The organism is Nocardioides marmorisolisilvae (assembly GCF_031656915.1).
GTDB classification, from domain to species: Bacteria; Actinomycetota; Actinomycetes; order Propionibacteriales; family Nocardioidaceae; genus Marmoricola; species Marmoricola terrisoli.
The window spans coordinates 1,465,435-1,486,783 of sequence record NZ_CP134227.1; the positions used below are offsets into that span (position 1 = coordinate 1,465,435).

At 70.4% G+C, this 21,349-nt stretch carries 13 protein-coding genes and 1 pseudogene; 4 read left to right on the forward strand and 10 right to left on the reverse strand.

Features of this window, described 5'->3' with window-relative positions; genetic code table 11:
- The first annotated feature begins 164 nt into the window (after nt 1-164).
- Nucleotides 165-7,493: an IPT/TIG domain-containing protein gene (locus Q9R13_RS07050; RefSeq protein ID WP_310964358.1), complete on the forward strand. Its 7,329-nt coding sequence runs from the start codon at nt 165-167 to the stop codon at nt 7,491-7,493.
- Here the strand turns inward: Q9R13_RS07050 and ligD (Q9R13_RS07055) are convergent.
- From ligD (Q9R13_RS07055) to ligD (Q9R13_RS07070), 4 genes and pseudogenes are all read right to left on the reverse strand, one after another.
- Complete coding sequence (gene ligD / locus Q9R13_RS07055) at nt 7,477-8,409, reverse strand: non-homologous end-joining DNA ligase (protein ID WP_310964359.1); 933 nt, start codon at nt 8,407-8,409, stop codon at nt 7,477-7,479. The two genes, Q9R13_RS07050 and ligD (Q9R13_RS07055), sit on opposite strands and share 17 nt — an antisense overlap.
- A 34-nt stretch (nt 8,410-8,443) precedes the next feature.
- Nucleotides 8,444-8,770 carry a rhodanese-like domain-containing protein gene (locus Q9R13_RS07060; RefSeq protein ID WP_458295169.1) on the reverse strand — a complete coding sequence of 109 codons (327 nt, stop codon included), beginning with the start codon at nt 8,768-8,770 and terminating at the stop codon, nt 8,444-8,446.
- Nucleotides 8,753-9,112 (reverse strand): annotated as a pseudogene (gene trxA, locus Q9R13_RS07065) (thioredoxin); the annotation flags it as partial. The gene Q9R13_RS07060 and the pseudogene trxA, both read right to left, overlap by 18 nt.
- Nucleotides 9,109-10,047 (reverse strand): non-homologous end-joining DNA ligase, encoded by a 939-nt coding sequence (ligD, locus tag Q9R13_RS07070; protein ID WP_310964360.1) that lies wholly within the window; start codon nt 10,045-10,047, stop codon nt 9,109-9,111. The pseudogene trxA and the gene ligD (Q9R13_RS07070), both read right to left, overlap by 4 nt.
- Nucleotides 10,048-10,064: 17 nt before the next feature.
- Here ligD (Q9R13_RS07070) and ku point away from each other — a divergent pair, with 17 nt between their 5' ends.
- The 3 genes from ku to Q9R13_RS07085 all read left to right on the forward strand — a co-directional run bounded on the left by ku (nt 10,065) and on the right by Q9R13_RS07085 (nt 13,260).
- A complete protein-coding gene (gene ku, locus Q9R13_RS07075; protein WP_310964361.1) occupies nt 10,065-11,069 on the forward strand; it encodes a non-homologous end joining protein Ku in 1,005 nt (334 codons plus the stop codon).
- A 216-nt stretch (nt 11,070-11,285) separates the two neighbouring features.
- On the forward strand, nt 11,286-12,605 hold the full coding sequence (locus Q9R13_RS07080) for a hypothetical protein (RefSeq protein ID WP_310964362.1): 1,320 nt from the start codon (nt 11,286-11,288) through the stop codon (nt 12,603-12,605).
- A 7-nt stretch (nt 12,606-12,612) separates the two neighbouring features.
- The gene (locus tag Q9R13_RS07085) at nt 12,613-13,260 is read left to right on the forward strand and encodes a class F sortase (protein ID WP_310964363.1); all 648 of its coding nucleotides are present in this window, start codon (nt 12,613-12,615) and stop codon (nt 13,258-13,260) included.
- Nucleotides 13,261-13,270: 10 nt separating this feature from the next.
- Here the strand turns inward: Q9R13_RS07085 and Q9R13_RS07090 are convergent, their stop codons facing one another.
- The 6 genes from Q9R13_RS07090 to Q9R13_RS07115 are packed head-to-tail and all read right to left on the reverse strand — an operon-like array spanning nt 13,271 to nt 21,333.
- Nucleotides 13,271-14,203, reverse strand: a complete 933-nt coding sequence (locus Q9R13_RS07090) for an SDR family NAD(P)-dependent oxidoreductase (RefSeq protein ID WP_310964364.1) — start codon at nt 14,201-14,203, stop codon at nt 13,271-13,273.
- A 37-nt stretch (nt 14,204-14,240) separates the two neighbouring features.
- On the reverse strand, nt 14,241-16,115 hold the full coding sequence (locus Q9R13_RS07095) for an ABC transporter ATP-binding protein (RefSeq protein WP_310964365.1): 1,875 nt from the start codon (nt 16,113-16,115) through the stop codon (nt 14,241-14,243).
- Nucleotides 16,112-17,878 carry an ABC transporter ATP-binding protein gene (locus Q9R13_RS07100; RefSeq protein WP_310964366.1) on the reverse strand — a complete coding sequence of 589 codons (1,767 nt, stop codon included), beginning with the start codon at nt 17,876-17,878 and terminating at the stop codon, nt 16,112-16,114. The genes Q9R13_RS07095 and Q9R13_RS07100 overlap by 4 nt, the downstream gene beginning before the upstream one ends.
- Nucleotides 17,879-17,938: 60 nt before the next feature.
- Nucleotides 17,939-19,339 carry an amidase gene (locus Q9R13_RS07105; RefSeq protein WP_310964367.1) on the reverse strand — a complete coding sequence of 467 codons (1,401 nt, stop codon included), beginning with the start codon at nt 19,337-19,339 and terminating at the stop codon, nt 17,939-17,941.
- Nucleotides 19,340-19,351: 12 nt separating this feature from the next.
- The gene (locus Q9R13_RS07110) at nt 19,352-20,440 is read right to left on the reverse strand and encodes an ABC transporter permease (RefSeq protein WP_310964368.1); all 1,089 of its coding nucleotides are present in this window, start codon (nt 20,438-20,440) and stop codon (nt 19,352-19,354) included.
- On the reverse strand, nt 20,437-21,333 hold the full coding sequence (locus Q9R13_RS07115; protein WP_310964369.1) for an ABC transporter ATP-binding protein: 897 nt from the start codon (nt 21,331-21,333) through the stop codon (nt 20,437-20,439). Before Q9R13_RS07115 ends, Q9R13_RS07110 begins: the two co-directional genes overlap by 4 nt.
- Between the last annotated feature and the right edge of the window lie 16 nt (nt 21,334-21,349).

Consider the following 21,349-nt stretch of genomic DNA (forward strand, 5'->3'; position numbering starts at 1 on the left):
GATGACCCCTCAGGGATGACCCGGATTGACTATGGCCGCTGCACGTACGCCGTCCTAGCGTCGATGAAGACTCCCATCGACCTCGACTCGGTGAAAGGCGGCGTCCAAGAACAGTGCGAGGCTCGGCGCACGTTCGAGCCGGCGGGGGGCGGTCCCGCTGGCGGATGGGACGAGCCGCCTTGGTCGCGGTCATCTCCCTCGCCTCCGCGGTCGCGACCCTGCTCGTTCCAGGTCCGGCGTCTGCGGGCGGTGCGGCCGAGCTGGTCATCATCGACTCGGTCAAGGTCGGCAGCCCGGTGATGTCCACCCAGGACTCCTGCCACGGCTTCGTCGACCACGCCAGCCCGGTCATCCCGGTCACCATCGCCGCCACGTTCATCATGGGCAACGGCAGCGACCCGACCGGCCCCTACGCGACCGCGACCTGGAGCGGTGGCTTCGGCTCGTGGGACGACCACTTCGGCACGGGCTCGGCGTCCAACCACGTGCAGTTCTTCCACATCCTGCTCACGCCCGACGCCTTCGGCGACTATCACGGCGCCGGCTGGTATCAGGTGAGCGCCCTGGTGCAGGACGTCGGGCTGGCCGGGGGGATCGACACCAAGAGCGTGAACGTCTACCTCCCCCCGCCGTCGCCGACCACCGCCAAGGTCAAGTGCACGATGGCGGGCCCGATCGGACCGTCGTACGTGCTCGGCCAGATCGCCGACGAGGCCAAGAACCAGATCCGTGACCTGGTCTGTCCAGTCTGCGGACCGATCCAGGACGCCCTGGGCACCGTCAACGCCTACAACGACATCCTCAACCACTGGATGTACGACAGCGTCGTGGACGACCCGCCCGATCCCGACTACCAGGAGATCGCCTCACCCGACCCCCCGCCGGTGCTGGCCCCACCCGACGGCCTGAGCGACAACCAGAAGGCGGCCTTCACCAAGCTGGCCACCGCGCAGGCGGGCGCGATCGGACTGGTCAAGGCGATCTACACCACCGTCAACCGGATCTGGGGCGCCGACAACGCCCACAGCCGCTATTGGTACGGCAAGCAGGTCACCGCGCTGGGCGACCTGGCCGGGCAGGCCGCGACCGCACTCGATGCCCTCGATCCGCTGTGGGCGGCACTGAAGTCCGCGATCGCGCCGGACCTTCCCGAGTTCACTGTGACCGGTCACGACCTGGGAGACCGGCTCGCCGACCTTCTCGACGGCCTGCCGCCCAGCGAGTCCTCACTGCTCACCCAGCTCGGCGCGAGCTCGGCGGACCAGCACGCGATGGTCGATGAGGCGCTGTTGATCCTCGACCCGACCACCGTCGGCAGCCAGAGCGGCAAGGACGCGCTCTTCGCGCACAACGACGGCGACCTCGCCGACTCCATGCGGCTGATGCAGAAGTGGGCACAGTCGGTGGTGGTCCAGGCCCCGCCGGTCGTGACGTCGGTGAGCCCGAAGACGCTCCCCTCCTCGGGCGGCACGACGGTCACCATCAAGGGCGCCAACCTCGGATCGGTCACCGGAGTCAACTTCGGTCCGTCCACGACCCACAGCGGCCAAGGCGACATCCAGAGCTGTCTCGAGAACGAGTGCGACGTGACCGCCCCGCCCGGCAGCGGGACCGTCGACGTGGTGGCGATCGGTCCCGGCGGACCGTCACAGACGAGCACCGACGATCAGATCAGCTTCGACAGCCCGACCGTGCCGCACGTGTCCACCATCTATCCGCAGAACGGACCGACGTCAGGTCGCAACACGATCTCGATATTCGGCTCCGGGCTGTCCAGCGGCATCGTCTACTTCGGTCCCACCGCGGCGGACTCCTGGCGCTGCTCGGACACGCTGTGCACCGCCACCGCCCCGCAGAGCGAGTCCGCGGGCACCGTGGACGTCACCGTCGCCAACAGCGCGGGTACGTCGAAGTCCATCACCTCCGACCAGTACACCTACCAGGCAGGCACCCCGCCCGCGGCCGCGGCGCCGGTGGTGACCGGGGTGTCGCCGAAGACGGCGAGCAGCGCCCCCGGGCAGACCATCACCGTCACCGGCAAGCACCTCAGGGACGCCACCCAGGTCGAGCTCAACCCCACCGACGGCGACTGGGGCACCACCGTCGATGACCCGGTCGTGGTCAGCGACTCCGAGCTGACGATCACCTCGCCCGGGATCGCGGCAGGGACCTACGACGCCGTGGTCTACGGTCCCGGGGGCACCTCGGCGACCTCCACCACCGACCAGATCACCGTCAAGGACCTGGCGCCGACCATCACCAGCGTCACGCCCTCGTCGGGCCCCGGAATCGGCGGCACGAAGGTGACGCTCAAGGGCACCGGCCTCTCGAACGTCTTCCTCACCATCGGCGAGGACGGCTACCCCAGAGACGAGGTGTGCAGCTATACGACCTGCACCTTCACCATGCCGCCCCTGGAGCAGGGCGTCCCCCTCGGTCCCGTCGCCATCACCGCAGACAGCGACAACGGGAAGTCCGTGACCAGGTCGGGTGCGTTCACCTACACCGCATCGGCCAAGCCCATCGTCGAGTCGGTGACCCCCGACAGCGGCACGATGCACGGCGACACCCCCGTGGTGGTCTATGGCCACGACCTCAACGGCGGCACGGTCACCATCGGTGGCACAGAAGCCCAGGGCACGGACTATCCGGGCACCTGCTCGATGACCTCCTGCGTCGTCACCAGCCCGCCGCACGAGGCCGGCACGGTCGACGTTCGGGTGACCACGCATGCCGGCACCTCAGCCACCGGCCCGGGGTCGAAGTACTCCTACGTACACCTGGGCAAGCCGGTCGTCACGGGCGTCAGTCCCTCCTCCGGGTTCCTCCAGGACATCGGCGACGTGGTCGTGTCCGGACACGACCTCACCGGAGGCACCGTCTACGTCGGCGGCGTCCAGGCGACGTACGACGACGCCTGCTCACGCACCGAGTGCAACCTCCCCTATGCCGCACCTCAAGACAAACCCGGGACCTACGACGTCACCGTCGAGACACCGGCCGGCGTCTCCGACGTCACCGACGCCACGAAGTACACGTACTACGTCCCCACGATCACGGCGGTGACTCCGTCGTCGGGCTGGACCGACGGCAGCCAGAAGGTGACGATCACGGGGACCCACCTGTCCGCCGACGACACCTGGGAGTTCGGCGACAACCTGATGGACAACAGCGGGACGAACGGTCAGCCGAAGAGGGTCGTCTGTCCGACCAGCACCAGCTGCACGGTGAACATCCCCTCGGCCCGGAACACAGGTCAGGTCGACGTGGTCGTCACCGACCCCGCGGGCTACACCAGCTCACCGAAGACGGATGCCGACAAGTTCACCTACACCCAGCGACCGCCACCGGTCGTCACCTCGGTGTCACCCGACCACGGCGTGTCCGGTGGTGGGGACATGGTGACGGTCGGCGGCCACTACCTCTCCGGTGGCACCGTCCGATTCGGCGACACCATCGCCAACGACGACGTGGTCTGCACCGACAACCAGTGCACCCTGACGTCCCACTACGATCCCGGCTTCCCCGACCCGCCGACAGACCACACCGTGCATGTGACCGTGCAGACCGACGCGGGCACCTCGGCCACCTCGACTGCGGACACGTTCACTTACCAGCCTGCCGGCGTACCCACCATCACCGCCGTCTCCCCCGACCACGGCACGGCCACCGGCGGTACGGCGGTCACCGTCACGGGCACCAACCTGACCAACGCCAGCATCTCCTTCGGCAGCGCCGGCTCAGGGTCGGGCACCACCTGCTCGTCGACCCGCTGCACGGTCAGCACCCCCAAGCACGACCTCGGCACCGTCGACGTCACCGCCCGCACCGCCGGCGGCACCTCGAGCACCAGCGCGGCCGACCAGTTCACGTTCGAGACCCCGCCACGGCCGGCGGTGACCGGTGTCGACCCGACCAGTGGGCCGGCGTCGGGCGGCTCGATCGTGACCGTCACCGGCACCGGGCTCGCCGGCGCGACGGTGAGCATCGGCGGTGTCGACGCCACGGATGCGGACTGCACCGCCACCCGGTGCACGCTCACCCAGCCGGAGTCGGCTGCCGGGCGCACCCACGTGGTCGCGAGCACAGCAGGGGGGACGTCGCCGAACACGGCGTCCAACGCGTTCACCGTCGACCGGATCACGCTGGCCCGCAAGGACGTCCCGGACGCCAGGACAGGCAAGGTCAGTGGGGTGAACGGCGGCGGCGGGATGGCGCGTGGCCCCAACGGCGATCTGTGGTTCACCGTGCCCAACCAGGACCTGGTCGGCCGGATCGACCACACCACCGGCGCCATCAAAACCTGGCCGACCGACACCGGGGCGATGCCGATCGGGATCGCCCGCGGGCCCGACGACGCGATGTGGTTCACCGAGGAGAAGCTCGACAAGATCGTCCGCATCGACAGCACCGGTTCCCAGACGGGCTACCAGGTGCCGGGCGTGCCCAGCGACATCCGCTTCCTCACCACCGGCCCGGACGGCAGGCTCTGGTTCAGCCTGTCCACCTCGGGCGCGATCGGCGCGATGACGACCGCCGGCAAGGTGAGCATCTACCACCTGCCCGACCCGACCGTCGTGCCCTACCACCTCGCCACCGGCGCAGACGGGCGGATCTGGTTCAGCGAGTGGGGCGGCGACTCGGTCGGCGCGATCACCACCGACGGTGTCGTCACCGAGTACCCCCTGCCGACCTCGGGCGCGGTGACCTGGGACGTCACCTCCGGACCCGACGGGCGGCTGTGGATGACCCAGACGGCGGCCCGCACCGTGATCGCGGTCGACACCGCAGGCCATGTGACGACGTACCAGCTGCCGTTGCGCGAGACCGACGCCCAGGGCCTCACCTACGGCCCCGACGGTCGGATGTGGTTCGTCGCGCCCGACTCCGAGCAGGTCAGCGCCCTGGATCCGACCAGCGGGGACGTCACCGACTACCCGATGCCCGGGCCCAACAGCAACGTCGAGCCGAAGTACGTCGCCGCTGCCGCGGACGGCTCGCTCTGGGTCACCGGCGCCAGCGGCGCAGGACTGGTCCAGGTCACCGGTCTCACCTCAGACACGTCACCGACGCTGAGCAACGTCTCTCCGGCGTACGGCGCGGCCGGCACCCGCATCACCCTGACCGGCACCAACCTGGCCGGCACCAGGGCGGTCACCGTCGGAGGCACGCCGGCCACGGACGTGACGGTGCTCGACCCGGGCCACGTCGCGGCGACCGTGCCCGACGGCAGCGGAGTTGCCGACGTCACCATCACCACCCCGAACGGCACCTCGCCCACCACCAGCGCGGCCCGGTTCCACTACGGTGTCCAGCCGCCGCCAGCCCCCGTGGTCACCAGCGTGGCGCCCGATCACGGCCCGGTTGCCGGTGGCACCACCGTGACGGTCCGCGGCACCGCGCTGACGGGGGGCTCGGTGTCCTTCGGCAACCAGGCCGGCACGAGCACCAGCTGCACCGACACCGCGTGCACCTCGACGGCACCCGCGGCCGACGGAGGCAGCGTCCACGTCACCGTGAGCACTGCCGGCGGCACCAGCGAGGAGACCGATGCCGACCGCTACACCTACCAGCTGCCACCGCCGGTCGCGCCGACGCTGACGAAGATCGCGCCCAGCAGCGGGCCGACCGACGGCGGCACGTCCGTGACCATCACCGGGACGGGCCTCACCGACGGACTGGTCACGTTCGGCGGCAAGCCGGCCGCCGCCAGCTGCACCGACACCAGCTGTACGACGGTCGCGCCCTCCTCCGGCGCGGGGCCGGTCGACGTCCAGGTCAGCACCGGGGGCGGCAGCACTCCGCTCGAGCCCGCGGCGACCTACACCTATCAGCAGACCAGCGCGACGCCGACCAGCACGACCGAGAGCACCGATGACGCCACCGTGATGGAGAACCAGACGGCGTACGTGACGGCCAAGGTCACTCCGACCGAGTCCACCGGCACGGTCACGTTCATGGAGGGCTCGACCGTGCTGGGCACGGACACCCTGGACGGCGGACACGCCTACCTGGCATGGGGACCCGACGAGGAGACCGGGACGAACCTCCCGGTCGGCACCCACAAGATCGTGGCCGTCTACGCTGGCGACACCCGCGACGGCGGCCACGCGACCAGCACGTCCGAGCCCCTCACGATCACCGTCAAGGCCCTGACCCCCACGGTCACCACGCTGACAGCGGCCCCCACCTCGGGGCCGCCCGGCACCAAGGTGACGTTCACCGCGACGGTCACCAAGGGCGCCACCGGCTGGGTCGAGATCGACGACAACGGCCAATATCTCGAAGGGCCCTCGCTCAACAAGGGCACGGCGAAGGTCACGGTCTCGAACCTCGACGCCGGCGTGCACCACCTCACCGCGACCTACCAGGGCGACGAGACCCACAAGGAGAGCACCTCGGCCCCGGTCACCGTCACCATCGGTACGCCGGGCAAGCCCGGGGCACCACGCGCCGTGCATGCACTCGCGGGGATCCAGCAGGCGACGGTCACCTGGACGGCACCGGCCTCGGACGGCGGCTCCCCGATCGAGCACTACGTGGTCACCCCCTACCTCGGCGGCAGCGCGCAGAAGTCCGTCCCGACCACCGGAACCTCGACCGGGATGACCGTCACCGGCCTCACCCCCGGGAAGAGCTACGCGTTCCGGGTCGCCGCAGTCAACGCGGTCGGCACGAGCGTGCGCTCGGCGTTGAGCAACACTGTCGTGCCCACCTCGCCTCCCGGCGCCCACGCGCCACCCGCGCCGACCTCGGTGCGCCCCCGGGTGGTCAAGCGCTCCGGGCAGTGGACCAGCAGCCACGAGTCGATCCGGGTGACGTGGGAGGCGCCCGTCACCGACGGCGGCTCCGCGATCGACCACTACGTCGTCACCGCGCACCGCGACTTCACCAAGGGCTGTCCGCGACCGGGCCGCACGCACACCAGGTCGGTGGTGCACCGCTGGACGGTCGCGGCGAGCAGCACCAGCCGGACGGTCAGCCTGGCCGGCATCACGGGCCGCTGGCAGGGCCGGTGGTATGAGTGGTGCGCCGGGGCGTATGCCACCGGCCGCTACAGCTTCACCGTCACCGCGGTGAACGGCGTCGGGACGAGTCCGTCGTCGACCACCAGCAACGCAGTGCGCGCCGACTGGGTGCCCCCGCGGCCGAAGCACCCGCATGCGCACTGGACCGAGGGCTTCCCCCCCAAGCACACCTGCGTGTCTCGCGGCACCGGTCTCGGCTGCGTCACCCCCGCGCGGGCGCGGGCCCACCACAAGATCACCCTCGATGCGACCGGGTTCGGCGCCCGCGAGAAGGTCGCCGTCGTGCTGCACTCCACGTCGGTGATCCTGGGGCACCTGCGTGCCGACGGCCACGGGCGGGTGCACGGCAAGGTCCGGCTGCCGAGGAAGATCGGTCACAAGGTGCTCAAGGGCCAGCACACCATCACCCTCAAGGGCAAGCACCCACGGCGCAGCGTCGTCGTACCGCTCAAGATCTCCCGCTGAGCTGGGCACCGAACAGATCGCCTTGCTCCTCGACCCGCGCGAGGACGTCGTGGAGGTCCAGCTGCTCCAACGCCAACGGGTCGTCGGCGCCGGCCTCGACCTCGTCCCAGGTGCGGGGTGCGGCGACCATCGGACGCTCCCGCCCGCGCAGGGAGTACGGCGAGATCGTGGTCTTGGCGCCCACGTTCTGCGACCAGTCGAGGAACACCTTGCCGGTACGCCGCGCCTTCGTCATCTGTGCCAGCACCAGGTCCGGATGCGATCGCTGGAGCGCCTCTGCCAGCTCGCGAGCAAGGTCGCGCGCGTCGTCGGAGGTCCGGTCGCGGTTCAGTGGGGCGTAGAGGTGCAGCCCCTTCGAGCCGCTCGTCACCGGCGCGCAGGGCAGGTCCCGCGCGGCCAGTCGCTCGCGGACGAGCAGCGCCGCGCGGGCGCACTCGCCCAGGCCCGCCGGCTCACCGGGGTCGAGGTCGACGACCAGTCGATCGGGGTTCACCACGTCGCCGTCGTCGTCGACCGTCCACTGGTGCACGTGCAGCTCCAGCGCGGCCAGGTTGGCCAGCACGGTGAGCGCAGCCAGCGACTCGATGACCGGGAACCTCAGCGTGCCGCCCTCCCCCGAGCCCGAGCGCGAGCCCGAGGTGGGCACCTCGACGGTGCGGACCCATGACGGCAGTCCGGCGGGCGCGTTCTTCTCGAAGAACGACTGGGCACCGGTGCCGTTCGGCCAGCGGATCCGGGTGACCGCCCGTCCTGCGAGGTGCGGCAGCAGCACCGGGGCGACCTGGGCGTAGTAGTGCAGCACCTCCGCCTTGGTGGTGCCGGTGCGCGGGTACATCACCTTCTCGAGGTTGACCAGGGTGAGCACCCGGCCGTCGACCTCGACCCGAGTCTCGGTGCGCTCCGCGTCGGGTGGCATCAGCGATCCCCGATCGCCTCGACCCCGACCCGCCTCACCGGTCCAGGGCCCAGCCCCGGGCGGCCCACTCCCCGGTGCCGCCGGCGACGTTGACCGCGTCCACGCCGCGGCCGCGCAGGAAGTCGGTGACCTGTCGGCTGCGACCGCCGCTCTGGCAGATCACGTGCACCACCCGGTCGCGCGGCAGCTCGGCGACCCGCTCAGGAACCTCGTTCATCGGCATGGGCACGGCGCCGGGGACGTGGCCGGCGACGTACTCGTGCGGCTCGCGCACGTCGAGGACGTAGCCGCCCTGGGCGTGCGCGGCCGCGAACGTCTCCAGGTCGATCTCGTCGGTCGCGCCGGACTCCTGCTCGGCGATCTGCCGGCGCACGTCGTCCATGTCGAGGCCGCGGACCGCCCCGATGAGCTCCTCCAGGGCGGCCGGCGGGAGCGCGCCCGGCTGGGAGAACACGCAGATGCCGTCTCGGAACGCCATCAGCGTCGGGATGGAGGTGATCTGCGCCTGGGCGGCCAACTGCTGCTCCGCCTCGGTGTCCACCTTGGCGAAGACGAGGTCGGGGTGCCGCTCGGAGGCGGCGTCGTACACGGGGGCGAAGCTGCGGCACGGGCCGCACCACGCGGCCCAGAAGTCGACCAGCACGATGTCGTTGCCGGTGACGGTCCGCTCGAACTCCGCGGTGGTCAGGTCGAGGGTGCTCATGGGTCTCCAGGGCTGTGCAGGTCCTGCGTGGTCAGGTCGGTGCGGATGCCACGGTACGCCGGCTGCCGCAACCGGCCGTCCGCCGTCACGGCCAGGAACTGGACGTCCACCACCAGTCGCGGCTCGACCCACACCGTCCCGGCCCGGTCGACACGAGGGAGCTCGTCGAGGAACGGCGAGTCGGTGACGGCGAGCGGCCTCAGCTGCTCGCCCAGGACGCGTCCGGCCCGCCCAGCCACCCCCGACCCGACCTTGCCGCGATAGCGCAGGCCACCGCGCTCGGGAGCCCCCACGAGGAGGGCGCCGAGGCGCTGGTCACTGTCGGTCTCGAAGCGATAGCCGCCCACCACGAAGGACCCCGTCGGCCGCAGGGGGAACTTCAACCAGTCGCGGCTGCGCCGTCCCGGCTGGTAGCGGGACTCGAGACGCTTGCTCACGATCCCCTCCAACCGCTGTTGCTCGGCAGCGGCGAGGAGAGAGGGCCCGTCGTCGTACGTCGGCGGCACCAGGCACGACGGCCCGTCCAGGGTCAGGTCCGCAAGCCGGGCACGGCGCTCGTGCAACGGCCGGTCCATGAGGTCGACCCCGCCGCGCCGGAGCAGGTCGAAGACCACGAGCGTCACCGGGTCCGATGCCGCCAACCGCTCGGCACGGGCCGGGTCCCGCACGTGCATCCGGTCGGCGAGTGCGCCGAAGGAGGGCACGCCATCACGCAGGGCCACGATCTCGGAGTCGAGCAGCAGCCCACCCCGGTCCGACCTCAGCGACCGCAGCTCGGGATAGGCCGCCGAGACGTCGTTCTCGTTGCGGGACCACAGCCTGGCGCCGGAGGCGCCTACCTCGACGAGGGCACGGATGCCGTCCCACTTGACCTCGTGGCACCAGTCCGGCCCGACGGGTACCCGCTCGCCGCGGGTGGCAAGCATGGGGCGCATGGGGCCATCCTGTACCCATGAGGGCGATCTGGAAGGGCGCGGTTTCGTTCGGGCTGGTCAGTGTCCCGGTGAAGCTCTACGCGGCCACCGAGAGCAAGGACGTGTCGTTCCGCCAGGTGCACGCGGCGGACGGTGGTCGGATCAAGTACCAGCGGGTGTGCAGCATCGACGGCGAGCTCGTCGACTATGCAGACATCGCCAAGGGCTACGAGACCGAGGACGGCGAGATGGTCGTGCTCACCGACGACGACCTCTCCGCACTGCCGGTCAGCAGCAGCCGAGAGATCAGCGTGGAGAAGTTCGTGCCCAGCGAGCAGATCGACCCGATGCTGTTGGAGAAGTCCTACTACCTGGAGCCGGAGAAGTCCGGCACCAAGCCCTACGCCCTGCTGCGCGAGGCACTCGTCGAAGCCGACCGGATGGCGCTGGTGACCGTGTCCCTGAGGAACCGGACCTCGCTGGCGGTGCTGCGCGTTCGCGACACCGACGAGGGCGGGGTTATCGTGATGCAGACCATGATGTGGCCCGACGAGATCCGTACGCCGGACTTCTCGGTCGGAGCGGCAGACGCCGCCAAGCCGAACGAGGTCAAGATGGCCACCATGCTCGTCGAGACCCTCGCCGGTGACTTCGACGCGACCGAGTTCGAGGACGACTACCGCCAGGCGGTCGAGGACCTGGTGCGCACCAAGGTCGAGGGCGGCGAGGTCAAGGCGCCTGCGGCGCCGGCGAAGACCGGTGGCGAGGTGGTCGACCTGCTCGCTGCGCTCCAGCGCAGCGTGGACGCCGCCCGGTCCGCCCGAGGCGAGACCACCTCCGACGAGGCCGACAAGGCCGACAAGGCCGACCGCACGGTGTCGAAGCGGGCAACAGGCAAGAAGGCCCCCGCGAAGAAGGCATCGTCGCCGTCGGGCAGCAAGAAGGGCGCCGCCAAGAAGCCCGCCGGCAAGGCCACGAAGAAGTCCGCCGGGAAGTCGAGCAGCAAGCCCGCGTCGAAGTCTTCCTCGCGCAGGGCCAGCTGACCCCGGGCCGGTGCCCGGCTCACGGAGCACTTCCGCGGCGCCGAGCGCGGGCGACCCGGGTAAAACCCGACATTTCACCTGAGTATCGAAATTGTGACCCGGGTGGCTCGAAAGGGTGACCATTCGCTACGGTGCTCGTTGTAGTGGAGGGCCGATATGGCCGCCGTCAGGCTTGTGAGCGACAACGAGGGAATTCCAGTGAATAGAAACTACAAGATGGTGGGCGCATTTGTGGGGGTCGCCTCGCTCGCCGTCCTGGCCGCAGGGCCAGCAGCGGCAGCGACGCCCGTCTCCCAGGCGACTGCCCAGTCGCTCCAGGTCGACCTGGCCGGCCAGCACCTGGTCAGCCAGATCACCACGGCCATCAACGACGGCACGGGGCAGAAGACCGTTGACAACAGCACGGTCCCCACCCTGGCCACCGCGCTGCAGGGCAACAACGCGCTCGGCGTGGGCGTCGCCCCGCAGCTCGCTGGCGCGACGATCGCCGACAACGGCGACGGACTGTCCTACGCATGCGCCGGCATCGCCGGCACCGGCGGCGGCATCGTCAAGGTCGGCAACAGCAGCTGCAAGATCAACGGTCAGCCGCTGACCCTCAACCTCGGCTCGCTCAATCTTGACGTCAAGGACGTCCTCGGCCCGGGCGCGATCAGCGGTCCGCTCGGTGACGCACTCAAGCCGATCACGCTGCCCGTGGGCACGACCGTGGACCAGATCGTCAAGCAGGTCACCTCCGCGCTCGAGGGCACCCCGCTCGGTGACATCTCCCTGGGCGGCTCGCTGAGCGCCATCGAGGGCATCTGCACCGCGAACCCGACCAGCGCAACCGGCACCGCCAACATCGTCGACACCTCGGGCGGCTCGGCCAACACGCCGATCTCGCTGACCCTGCCCGGCGCAGGCAAAGTGACGCTGCTCGACCTGCCGGCCAACCCGCCGGTCAACTACTCGGTCGTGCCGAACCCGACCGCGCTGGTCGACCTGCTGCTCGGCCCGAACGGCACCGTCGACACTGAGCTTCAGAACGCCCTCAACGGCGCGCTCAAGCCCCTTGGCGCAGCACTGCAGAAGCTGCTGGCGCCGGTGCTCCAGCAGGTCCTGCCCCAGATCGTCACGGCGCTGAAGCCGGCGCTTGACGCGATCAACGAGAACCTGCTGTCGCTGACCCTCAACGAGCAGTCCAAGGGTGACGGCGGCCGGTCCATCGCCGTGACCGCCTTCGACCTGCAGGTGCTGCCGGCCGCGAAGAAGTTCACCGGGGCCTCCCTGGTGGGCGCCAAGATCGGCCACGTCACCTGTGGCCCGAACGGCCGGGTCTCTGCCCCGACCCCGAGCCCGACGCCCACGCCGAACCCGGGCCCCAACCCCGGTCCGCACCACGGCCCGGTCCCGCACCACGTGGACTCCGGTCTGGCCTCCTACAACCAGCCGAGCAACCACGACGCCCTGATCGCTGCCTTCGCAGCACTGCTGGCGCTCGCGGGTGTGGGTGGCACGGCGGCGTACCGCCGGTTCTGGATGCCGCGAGGGTGATCCAGGCTTGACGCAAACCCCGCTCAGGTCGGTCCTCGACAGGCTCGAGAAGACTGGGCGGACACTGACGGCCGTCGCACTGTGGCTCCTCCTGGGGGCCACAGTCGGCGGCCTCGTGTTCCCCGCCGAGCCGGGCATCGCCGCACCCGGCTACCACGACCTGGCGCGACCCGCGGCCCCGGTGCGGCTACTGGTCCCCTCCCTGCATATCGACGCCCCGATCGTGCCGATCGAGGTCACCGGGGACACCTTGGACCCGCCGTCGAACCCTCGCGAGGTCGGCTGGTGGAGGGGCAGCGCCAAGCCGGGCTCGTTCACCGGTCAGACGGTGATCACCGGACACACGGTGCACACCGGCGGCGGTCAGATGGACCACCTCGGCTCGATCAAGCAGGGCGGCATCATCAAGATCGTGACCCCCCTGGACACGATGTGGTACCGCGAGACGAGCGTGGTGGTCTACTCCAAGGAGCAGCTGTCCAGGCACGCCCAGGACCTCTTCTCGCAGAAGCGGAAGCACAACCGCCTGGTGCTGATCACCTGCACCGGCTGGACCGGCGTGGAGTACACCAGCAACGTGATCGTCTTCGCCAAGCCGCTCGGCGTCCCGAACCCGAAGCCGCACAAGAGCGACAAGGCACGCCACCAGGGCTGAACGGGGCCAGTCAGGCGCCGGAGCCGGACGAGTCCCGACCTGCGACCGCGCCCCGAGCTGCTCGAGAGTCCGGGACGCGGCGATCGGTCGCCGCCATCAGTGCGTCCATCAACCGCGGGGCGAGCAGCCCGAGCACCTCGCCCACGTTGCTGACCGTGGAGCCCAGGGTGAGCGGACGGTCCTCCAGCGCCCGTACGACGAGGGCTGCGGCCTGCTCGGGTGTCTTCGCCGGGGCGTGCCGGTAGGCCTCGGTGGCCACGATCATGTCGGTGCGCACCAGGGAGAGCCGTACGTTGGTGAAGGTGACGTTGTCGTGCCAGGCCTCGCGGCCGGCGATCCTGCCGAAGGTGTCCAGTGCTGTCTTCGAGGCGATGTAGGCCGCGAACTTGGGGGCCTTCAGCTGCACGCCCCAGGTGACGATGTTGACGACGTGACCGAAGCGCTGCTCGCGCATCGTCGGAAGCAGCCCGAGGGTGAGCCGGACCGGCCCGAAGTAGTTGATCGCCATCGTGCGCTCGAAGTCGTGCATCCGCCCGTACGAGTACTTCAGCGACCGGCGGATCGACCGACCCGCGTTGTTCACCAGCATGTCGACGTGACCGTGCTCGTCGAGGACCCGTGCGACCAGGGCGTCCACGGCCGGGCCGTCGGTGAGGTCGCACGACAGGCCGAACGCGGTTCCGCCGGCCTCCTGGATCTCCTGGACCACCCGATCCAGGTGCTCCTGACGCCGCGCCACCAGCAGCACGGTCGCGCCTCGCTCGGCCACCAGCTTCGCGGTCGCCTCGCCGACGCCCGACGAGGCGCCGGTGACCATCACGGTCCGCCCCGACAGCGGGCTGGGCAAGGGGTGGCCGGCCAGCCGCGCGACCGGCGCGACGAGGTGTCGGCGTACCACCGCACGTGGACTGATCAGCAGCGGACTCTGCAACGGGCGGGCCACGAGACCCCACCCTAGTCGGGTCTTCCCGAGGCCGCGGTCAGGCCAGGGAGTCCAGCCAGGCGCGGTGCAGGTCGGAGAATCGGCCGGTGCCACCACGGACGAGTGCGTCGGGGCTGCCGTCCTCGACGATCCGGCCGTGCTCCATCACCAGGACCCGGTCGGCGATCTCGACGGTGGAGAGCCGGTGCGCGATGATCACCGCGGTGCGTCCGGCGAGGACGGTGCGCAGCGCATGTTGGACCAGCCGCTCGGAGGGGATGTCGAGCGAGGACGTCGCCTCGTCGAGGATCAGCACCGCCGGGTCCGCGAGGAAGGCACGGGCGAAGGCCACCAGCTGACGCTGCCCGGCGCTCAGCCTGCCGCCACGGTTGGCGACGTCGGTGGCATAGCCGCGCGGGAGTGCCTGGACGAAGTCATCCGCACCGAGCGCCCGGGCGGCTGCCTCCACCTGCTCGTCGGTCGCCTCGGGGCGGCCGAACCGGATGTTGTCGGCGATGGTCCCGGAGAAGAGGTAGTTCTCCTGGGTCACCATCACCACCGAGCGCCGAAGCGACGTGGAGTCCAGGTCGCGCAGGTCGATCCCGTCGAGCAGGACCGAGCCCTCCACCGGGTCGTAGAACCGGGTGGCCAGCTTGGCGAGGGTCGTCTTCCCAGCGCCCGTGGTGCCGACCAGGGCCAGCGTCTGGCCGGCCGGGATGGTCAGGTCGAGGTCCGGGAGCACCGGCGCGTCCTCGACGTACCGGAATGCGACGTGGTCGAAGCGCAGCTCGCCGCGTGCCTCGGGCAGCGGCCGGGCCGTCACCGGCTCGGGCACGCCGGGCTCCTCCTCGAGGACGCCGGCGAGCTTCTCCAGCGCGGCCGACGCGGACTGGAAGGTGTTGTAGAACTGCGAGATGTCCATCATCGGCTCGAAGAACTGCCGCAGGTAGAGCAGGAACGCAGCCAGCACACCGACGGTCACGACGCCGTCGTAGGCGAGATAGCCGCCGTAGAGCAGCACCACGCCGATGGTGAGGTTGCCGATCAGCTTGATGCCGGGCATGAACCACGCGACGAGACGGAAGGCGGCCAGGTTGGCCTGGCGGTACTGGTCGTTGACGTCGTCGAAGATCTCCTGGTTGCGCGGCTCGCGTCGAAAGGCCTGGACCGCACGGATCCCGCCCATCGACTCCACGAAGTGCACGATGACCAGGGCCACCTTCTCGCGGGTGCGCCGGTAGGTGCGCGCGGAGCTCTTCCGGAACCAGTTGGTCAGCCACGCCAGGAACGGCCCGCAGGCAAGCGCCACCAGTCCCAGCCGTACGTTGAGGACCAACAGCAGCACCGCTGTCCCGAACAGCGTCAGCGCCGCGGTGACGAGCCCGTCGAAGCCGTTCTCGAGCATCTCGTAGATCGCCTCCATGTCGGAGGTCTGCCGCGAGATGACCCGGCCCGAGGTGTAGCGCTCGTGGAAGGCGGGGCTAAGCGCCTGGAACGTGGCGAAGACGCGCTCGCGGACGGTGAACAAGATGTCCTGCCCGACCTGGCCCGAGCGGACCAGGAACAGGTTGCGCGACAGCGCCTGCACCACCGTGGCGAACAGCATCACCCCGACGACGATGAACAGCGGTCCGGTGTTGCCGGTGTCGCGGATCGGCGGGATCCCGCTGTCGATGCCCTCCTTGACGAGGTAGGGGATCGACAGCCGAGCGGCGTTCTCCAGGACGACGACGAGGACCAGCCACCAGATGGTGCGCCGGTACGGCGTGAGCAGTTCGCCGAGCAGCCGCCGGGACCCGCCGGGGCGGCCCAGCTGCTCTGCGCTCTCGTCGCGGTCCTCCTGCTCGTCGAGACGGCCGCGCCACTGCCGCACCCGGTCGGGCGGTGGGGTGTCGGAGGAACTCGTCGTGGAGGTGTTCGTCCGGGTGCTCATGCGCTGGCCACCTCGGTGGGCGCGGCCGAGAGCAGCTCCCGATACGCCGGCACGCGAGCCAGCAGCTCGCTGTGCTTGCCGACGTGGGTGATCGTGCCGTCCTGGAGCAGGGCGACCCGATCGGCCAGCAGCACCGTCGAGGCCCGGTGGGCGACCACCAGGCCCGTGGTGTGGGTGAGCACGCGGTCGAGTGCCTCCTCGACCAGCTTCTCGGTGTGCACGTCGAGCGCCGAGAGGGTGTCGTCGAGGACGAGCACCTTCGGCCTGGCCAGCACGGCGCGTGCGAGCGCGAGTCGCTGGCGCTGGCCGCCGGACAGCGAGAGTCCCTGCTCGCCGATGCGGGTGTCCAGCCCCCAGGGCAGCTCGTGCACGAAGGCTGCCTGCGCGGTGTCGAGCGCCGAGGCCACCTCCTCGTCGCTGGCGTCGGCACGGCCCAGGGTGAGGTTCTCGCGGGCGCTCATCGAGAACAGGGTCGGCTCCTCGAAGGCGGTCGCGACCAGCGTGCGCAGGTGGCTGAGCTCGAGCTCGCGCACGTCGACCCCGTCGATGGTGACCCGGCCGCCGGTCACGTCGTACAGCCGTGGGACCAGCGCGGTGAGCACGGTCTTGCCCGAGCCGGTCGCACCCACCAGCGCCACCGTCTCCCCCGGAGCGATGTCCAGGTTGACGTCGCGCAGCACGGGCGGCTCGTCGGGCCCGGCGTCGGGGAACGCGAAGTCGACGTGCTCGAACCGGAGGTGGCCCTGCGGCCGCTCGATGACTCGGCTGCCGGAGACGATCTCGGAGCCGGTGTCGAAGATCTCCAGCACCCGCGCGGAGGCGGTCATCGCCTCCTGGGCCATTGCCAGGATCACGCCGAGCGAGGCCACCGGCCACACCAGCGACAGCAGCAAGGTGATGAAGGCGACCAGCGTGCCGGGGGTCAGGTTGCCGTGGCCGACGCCGATCGCGCCGAGGAGCAGCACCACCACGACGGCGAGGTTGGGGATCACCTCGAGGAAGGTCCAGAACTTCGCCGACAGCCTGACCTTCTCCAGGCTGGTGCCGCGCAGCCGCAGCGCGGCCTCGGCGTACTGCTTCGAGACGTGGTCGGCCCGGCCGAACGACTTGATCACCCGAATGCCGACCGCGCCTTCCTCGGCGCGGGTCGCCAGGTCCCCCTGCTGGTCCTGAACCTGCCGGGAGACGACGACGTAGGCCTTCTCGAAGCGCATCGAGACCCACACGATGGGTACGGCGGCGGCAGCGACCACCAGTCCCAGGGGGAGGTACATCCGCACCAGCACGACCGTGGTGACCACGAGCTGGACGATGTTGGTGAACAAGAACAGCATGCCGAACCCGCTGAAGCGGCGGATCTGGGAGAGGTCGGTGGTGGCGCGCGAGAGCAGCTGCCCCGACTGCCAGCGCGAGTGGAAGCTCATCGGCAACTGCTGCAGGTGGGCGTAGATGTCGTGGCGCAGGGCGGTCTCGACCTCGAGGACCGCGTTGGACTGCACCCAGCGACGCAGCCAGATCAGCGCGGCCTCCAGCACGCCCAGACCGATCGCGAGCAGCCCGAGCGGGAGAACCGGACCGATCCGGTGATGAGCGATCGGACCGTCGATCATCGCCTTGATCACCAGTGGGATCACGATGGCGAGGACGACGCCGCCCAACGCCGCGACCAGCATCACGGCGAGCTCGACGAGGTGCGGACGGAGGTAGCCGCGCAGCCGCCACAGGGAGTGGACACCAGCAGGAGGATGTGGATCGGCACGCATTCTTCACCGCACTCTAGTTGGCCGAGACAACCTCCTGCGACCGTATTTCCGGTCGAGACCTCACCACGCGGGCATGCTCCAGGGACGTTCCCGCTCCAGCTGGGCCGCCAGGGACAGCAGCGTGGTCTCGTCGCAGCGACGCCCGACGAGCTGGACGGCGAGGGGCAGCGCGTCAGGGCCGATGCCGGCCGGGACCGATGCAGCGGGGTGGCCGGTCACGTTCCACAGCGCGGTGTAGGCGATCATCGGCATCGCACGGCGGGACAGGGTGAGCGTGCCGCCCGTGTCCAGGGCCCCTACGGCGCGGGGCCGCTCGGCGATCGTCGGCGTCAGCAGCACGTCGACACCGTCGGGTGCTGCGAAGACCCGGTCGGCGCGCTCCGCGACCCGCTCCCCCGCCCGCAGCGCGGCGCGGAGCACTCGCTGGGTGACCCAGCTGCCCAGCCGGTAGGTCTCCCGGGTACGGCGCTCGAGCCGGTCGAAGTGCTCCACCGCATCGGCCTCGGACCGGACGCCGCCGAAGAACTGGGGGACGAACGCGGCCGTCGGGTCGGGGTAGTGCGGGTCGACCTCGCGAACGTCGTGGCCGAGCCTGGCCAGGGCGTCCGCGGTCTCGCGCACGGCGCGCACCGACTGCAGGTCCGGTCGGACGCCCTTGCCGACCGGCGCGGTGGACCAGCCGACCCGCAACGTGCCGGGCGGGCGGAGTGCGGCCTCGACGAAGGACGACGACGGATCCGCGGCGCGGAACATGTCACCGTCCACATTGCCGCGCAGCACGTCATAGACCAGCGCCGAGTCGAGCACGGAGCGGGTCAACGGCCCGATCGTGCCCAGCGACCACCACAGGTGCGGCACCGGCGACGACGTCACCCGGCCGCGCTCGGGCTTGAGTCCGAACAGCCCGCAACAGGCTGCGGGGATCCGGATCGAGCCCCCGCCGTCACCGCCGAGGCCGAACGGCACCATCCCGGCCGCGACCGCCACGGCGGTGCCCCCGCTCGAGCCACCCGGCGTCCGCGTGCGGTCCCAGGGGTTGCGGGTGTGGCCACCGGCAACGGACTCGGTGAACGGCCACTGGCCGAACTCGGGCATCCTCGTCTTGCCGATCACCACGGCGCCGGCTTCGCGCAGCCGGCGTACCACCTCGCTGTCGGCGCGTGCCGGCGTGCTGTTGCCGCGGCCGCCGAAGGTGGTCACGCAGCCGACGACGTCGATCTCCTCCTTGACCGCGACGGGAACGCCCTGCAGCGGTCCGGGCTGTCCGCCTGCCTGCAGGTGGTCATCGAGGCGGTCCGCCTCGGCCCGGGCCCGGTCGGCCAGCACCACCGAGAACGCGTTCAGCGCGGGGTCGCGCTCGGCGATCCGCGCCAGGCAGTCCTCGACCACCTGACCGGCGGTGATGTCGCCGGTCCCGACAGTGCGTGCGATCTCCCCGGCCCCCAGGTCGGCCAGATTCATCGTCGGCTCCTCTCAGCTCTCCCAACGGAACAGGCGCGCAGCGACCGCAGTGAGCACGACCGCGAACCCCAGCAGGATGCCCATCGGCACCAGCGCCGCGGCAGGGCCCTGTCCGCGCACCATCACGTCGAGCATGCCATCGTTGAGGTGGCGCAGCGGCAACAGACGGGAGATCGTCTGCAGCCACGCAGGCGTGCCGTCGAGGCTGAAGAAGGAGCCGCTGAGGAACGCCATCGGCAGCACGATGAAGTTCGCCAGGTTGATTGCGCCCTCCGTGGTCCGGGCCAATGCGCCGGCGAGCAGGCCGATCGACATGAACGACAGGGTGCCGCTGACCAGCAGGGGCACCCCCACCCACCAGGAGCCGGTCAGCTGCAGGCCGAACAGCGCCATGCCGAGGCAGACGAAGACCGCCATCTGCACCAGGGCGACCACCACGGTCACCAGGATGCGGGCAGCGACGATGGTCCGTGCGCGCACCGGCGCGAGCTGGAGCCGGCGCAGGAGCTTGCTCTGCCGCCAGCCCTGCAAGGTGGCAGCAGCGCCGAAGGAGGCACTCATCGCGACAGCCCAGCCGAGCAGCCCCGGGGTGACGAACTGGATGACCTTCAGCGACTTGTCCTCGACGCGCTCGGCTCGGAAGGAGTACTGCGGGAGCGATCCCGACGCCTGCAGGTTCGCGGCGGTGACGAACGCGCTCAGCGTTCCCTGGGTGACGGCCGCCTTCACCTGGTCGGTCTGGGTGTAGTGGGCGACCAGGGTGTCACCACGCATCTCGATCGCCGCGTCGGCGTCACCCTTGCGCACCTTGGCCAGGGCGGCCTCGCGATCCTGGGTGCGACTGACGTCGAAGGAGCGGTGGAAGGCCCGCCCAGCACCTGCCGGAAGATGGTCGACGAGGGGTACGGCGCCGATCTCGACCAGCTTGCCGGGGCTCTGGTCGGCACCGTTGAAGATGCCACCGAACAGCACCAGGAACATCAGCGGGAAGATCACCGCGAAGAAGACCGACATCCGATCGCGCAGGAACCCCTTGAGGATCGCCACCGCGACCGCACCGAACGCCCCCCGACCAATCCTGGGGCCGATCCTGGAGCTCATGCGCGGTACTCCCGTCCGGTGAGCTGCAAGAAGACGTCCTCGAGCGTCGCTCCCTTCACCTGGAGGCCGTCGAGCAGGTCCCTCGCAGCAAGCTCGGAGAGCACCTCGGCGGGTCGGTGTGTGGTCAGCGTGGTGGTCGACCCGTCCTCGTCGACTCGCTCCACGCCGGGCAGCAGGCCTGCCTCCGCGCCCGCCAGACCGCCGGCCAGCATGATCCTGACCGGAGCCGCGAGGCCGCGGACCAGGGCCGCGGGCGTGTCGAGCTGGAGGATCCGACCGCGGTCCATGATCGCAACCCGGTCGCACAGCGCCTCTGCCTCGTCCATGTAGTGGGTGGTGAGCACCACCGTGCGACCGGACTCATTGAGGCCGGAGAGCAGGTCCCAGAGGTTGCGGCGTGCCTGCGGGTCGATCGCCGCGGTCGGCTCGTCGAGGAAGACCACCTCGGGGTCGTGCACGAGCGCGCAGGCGATCGCAAGCCGCTGCGACTGCCCTCCGGAGAGGTTCTCGGTGCGGGTGTCCGCCTTCTCGCCGAGCCCGACCCGCTCGAGCCATTCGTCGCCGCGGCGAGGCGGCAGGCCGTAGAGCGCGGCGAAGGTGTGGATCTGCTCGCGTGCAGTGAGCCGCTCGAAGTACGCCGAGGTCTGCAGCTGTACGCCGATCCGCGGGAGCAGTGCCTGGTTGCGCGGCCACGGCGGCTCACCGAGCACCAGGACCTCCCCGGAGTCTGGTCGGCGCAGCCCCTCGACCAGCTCCAGGGTGGTCGTCTTCCCGGCACCGTTGGGCCCGAGGATGCCGAAGAACTCTCCCTCGGCCACCTCGAAGCTGACGCCATCGACCGCCCGCGTCTCGCCGTACGCGACGGCGAGGCCCCTCACCTCGATCGCCCCCATGGGCAACGACCCTAGG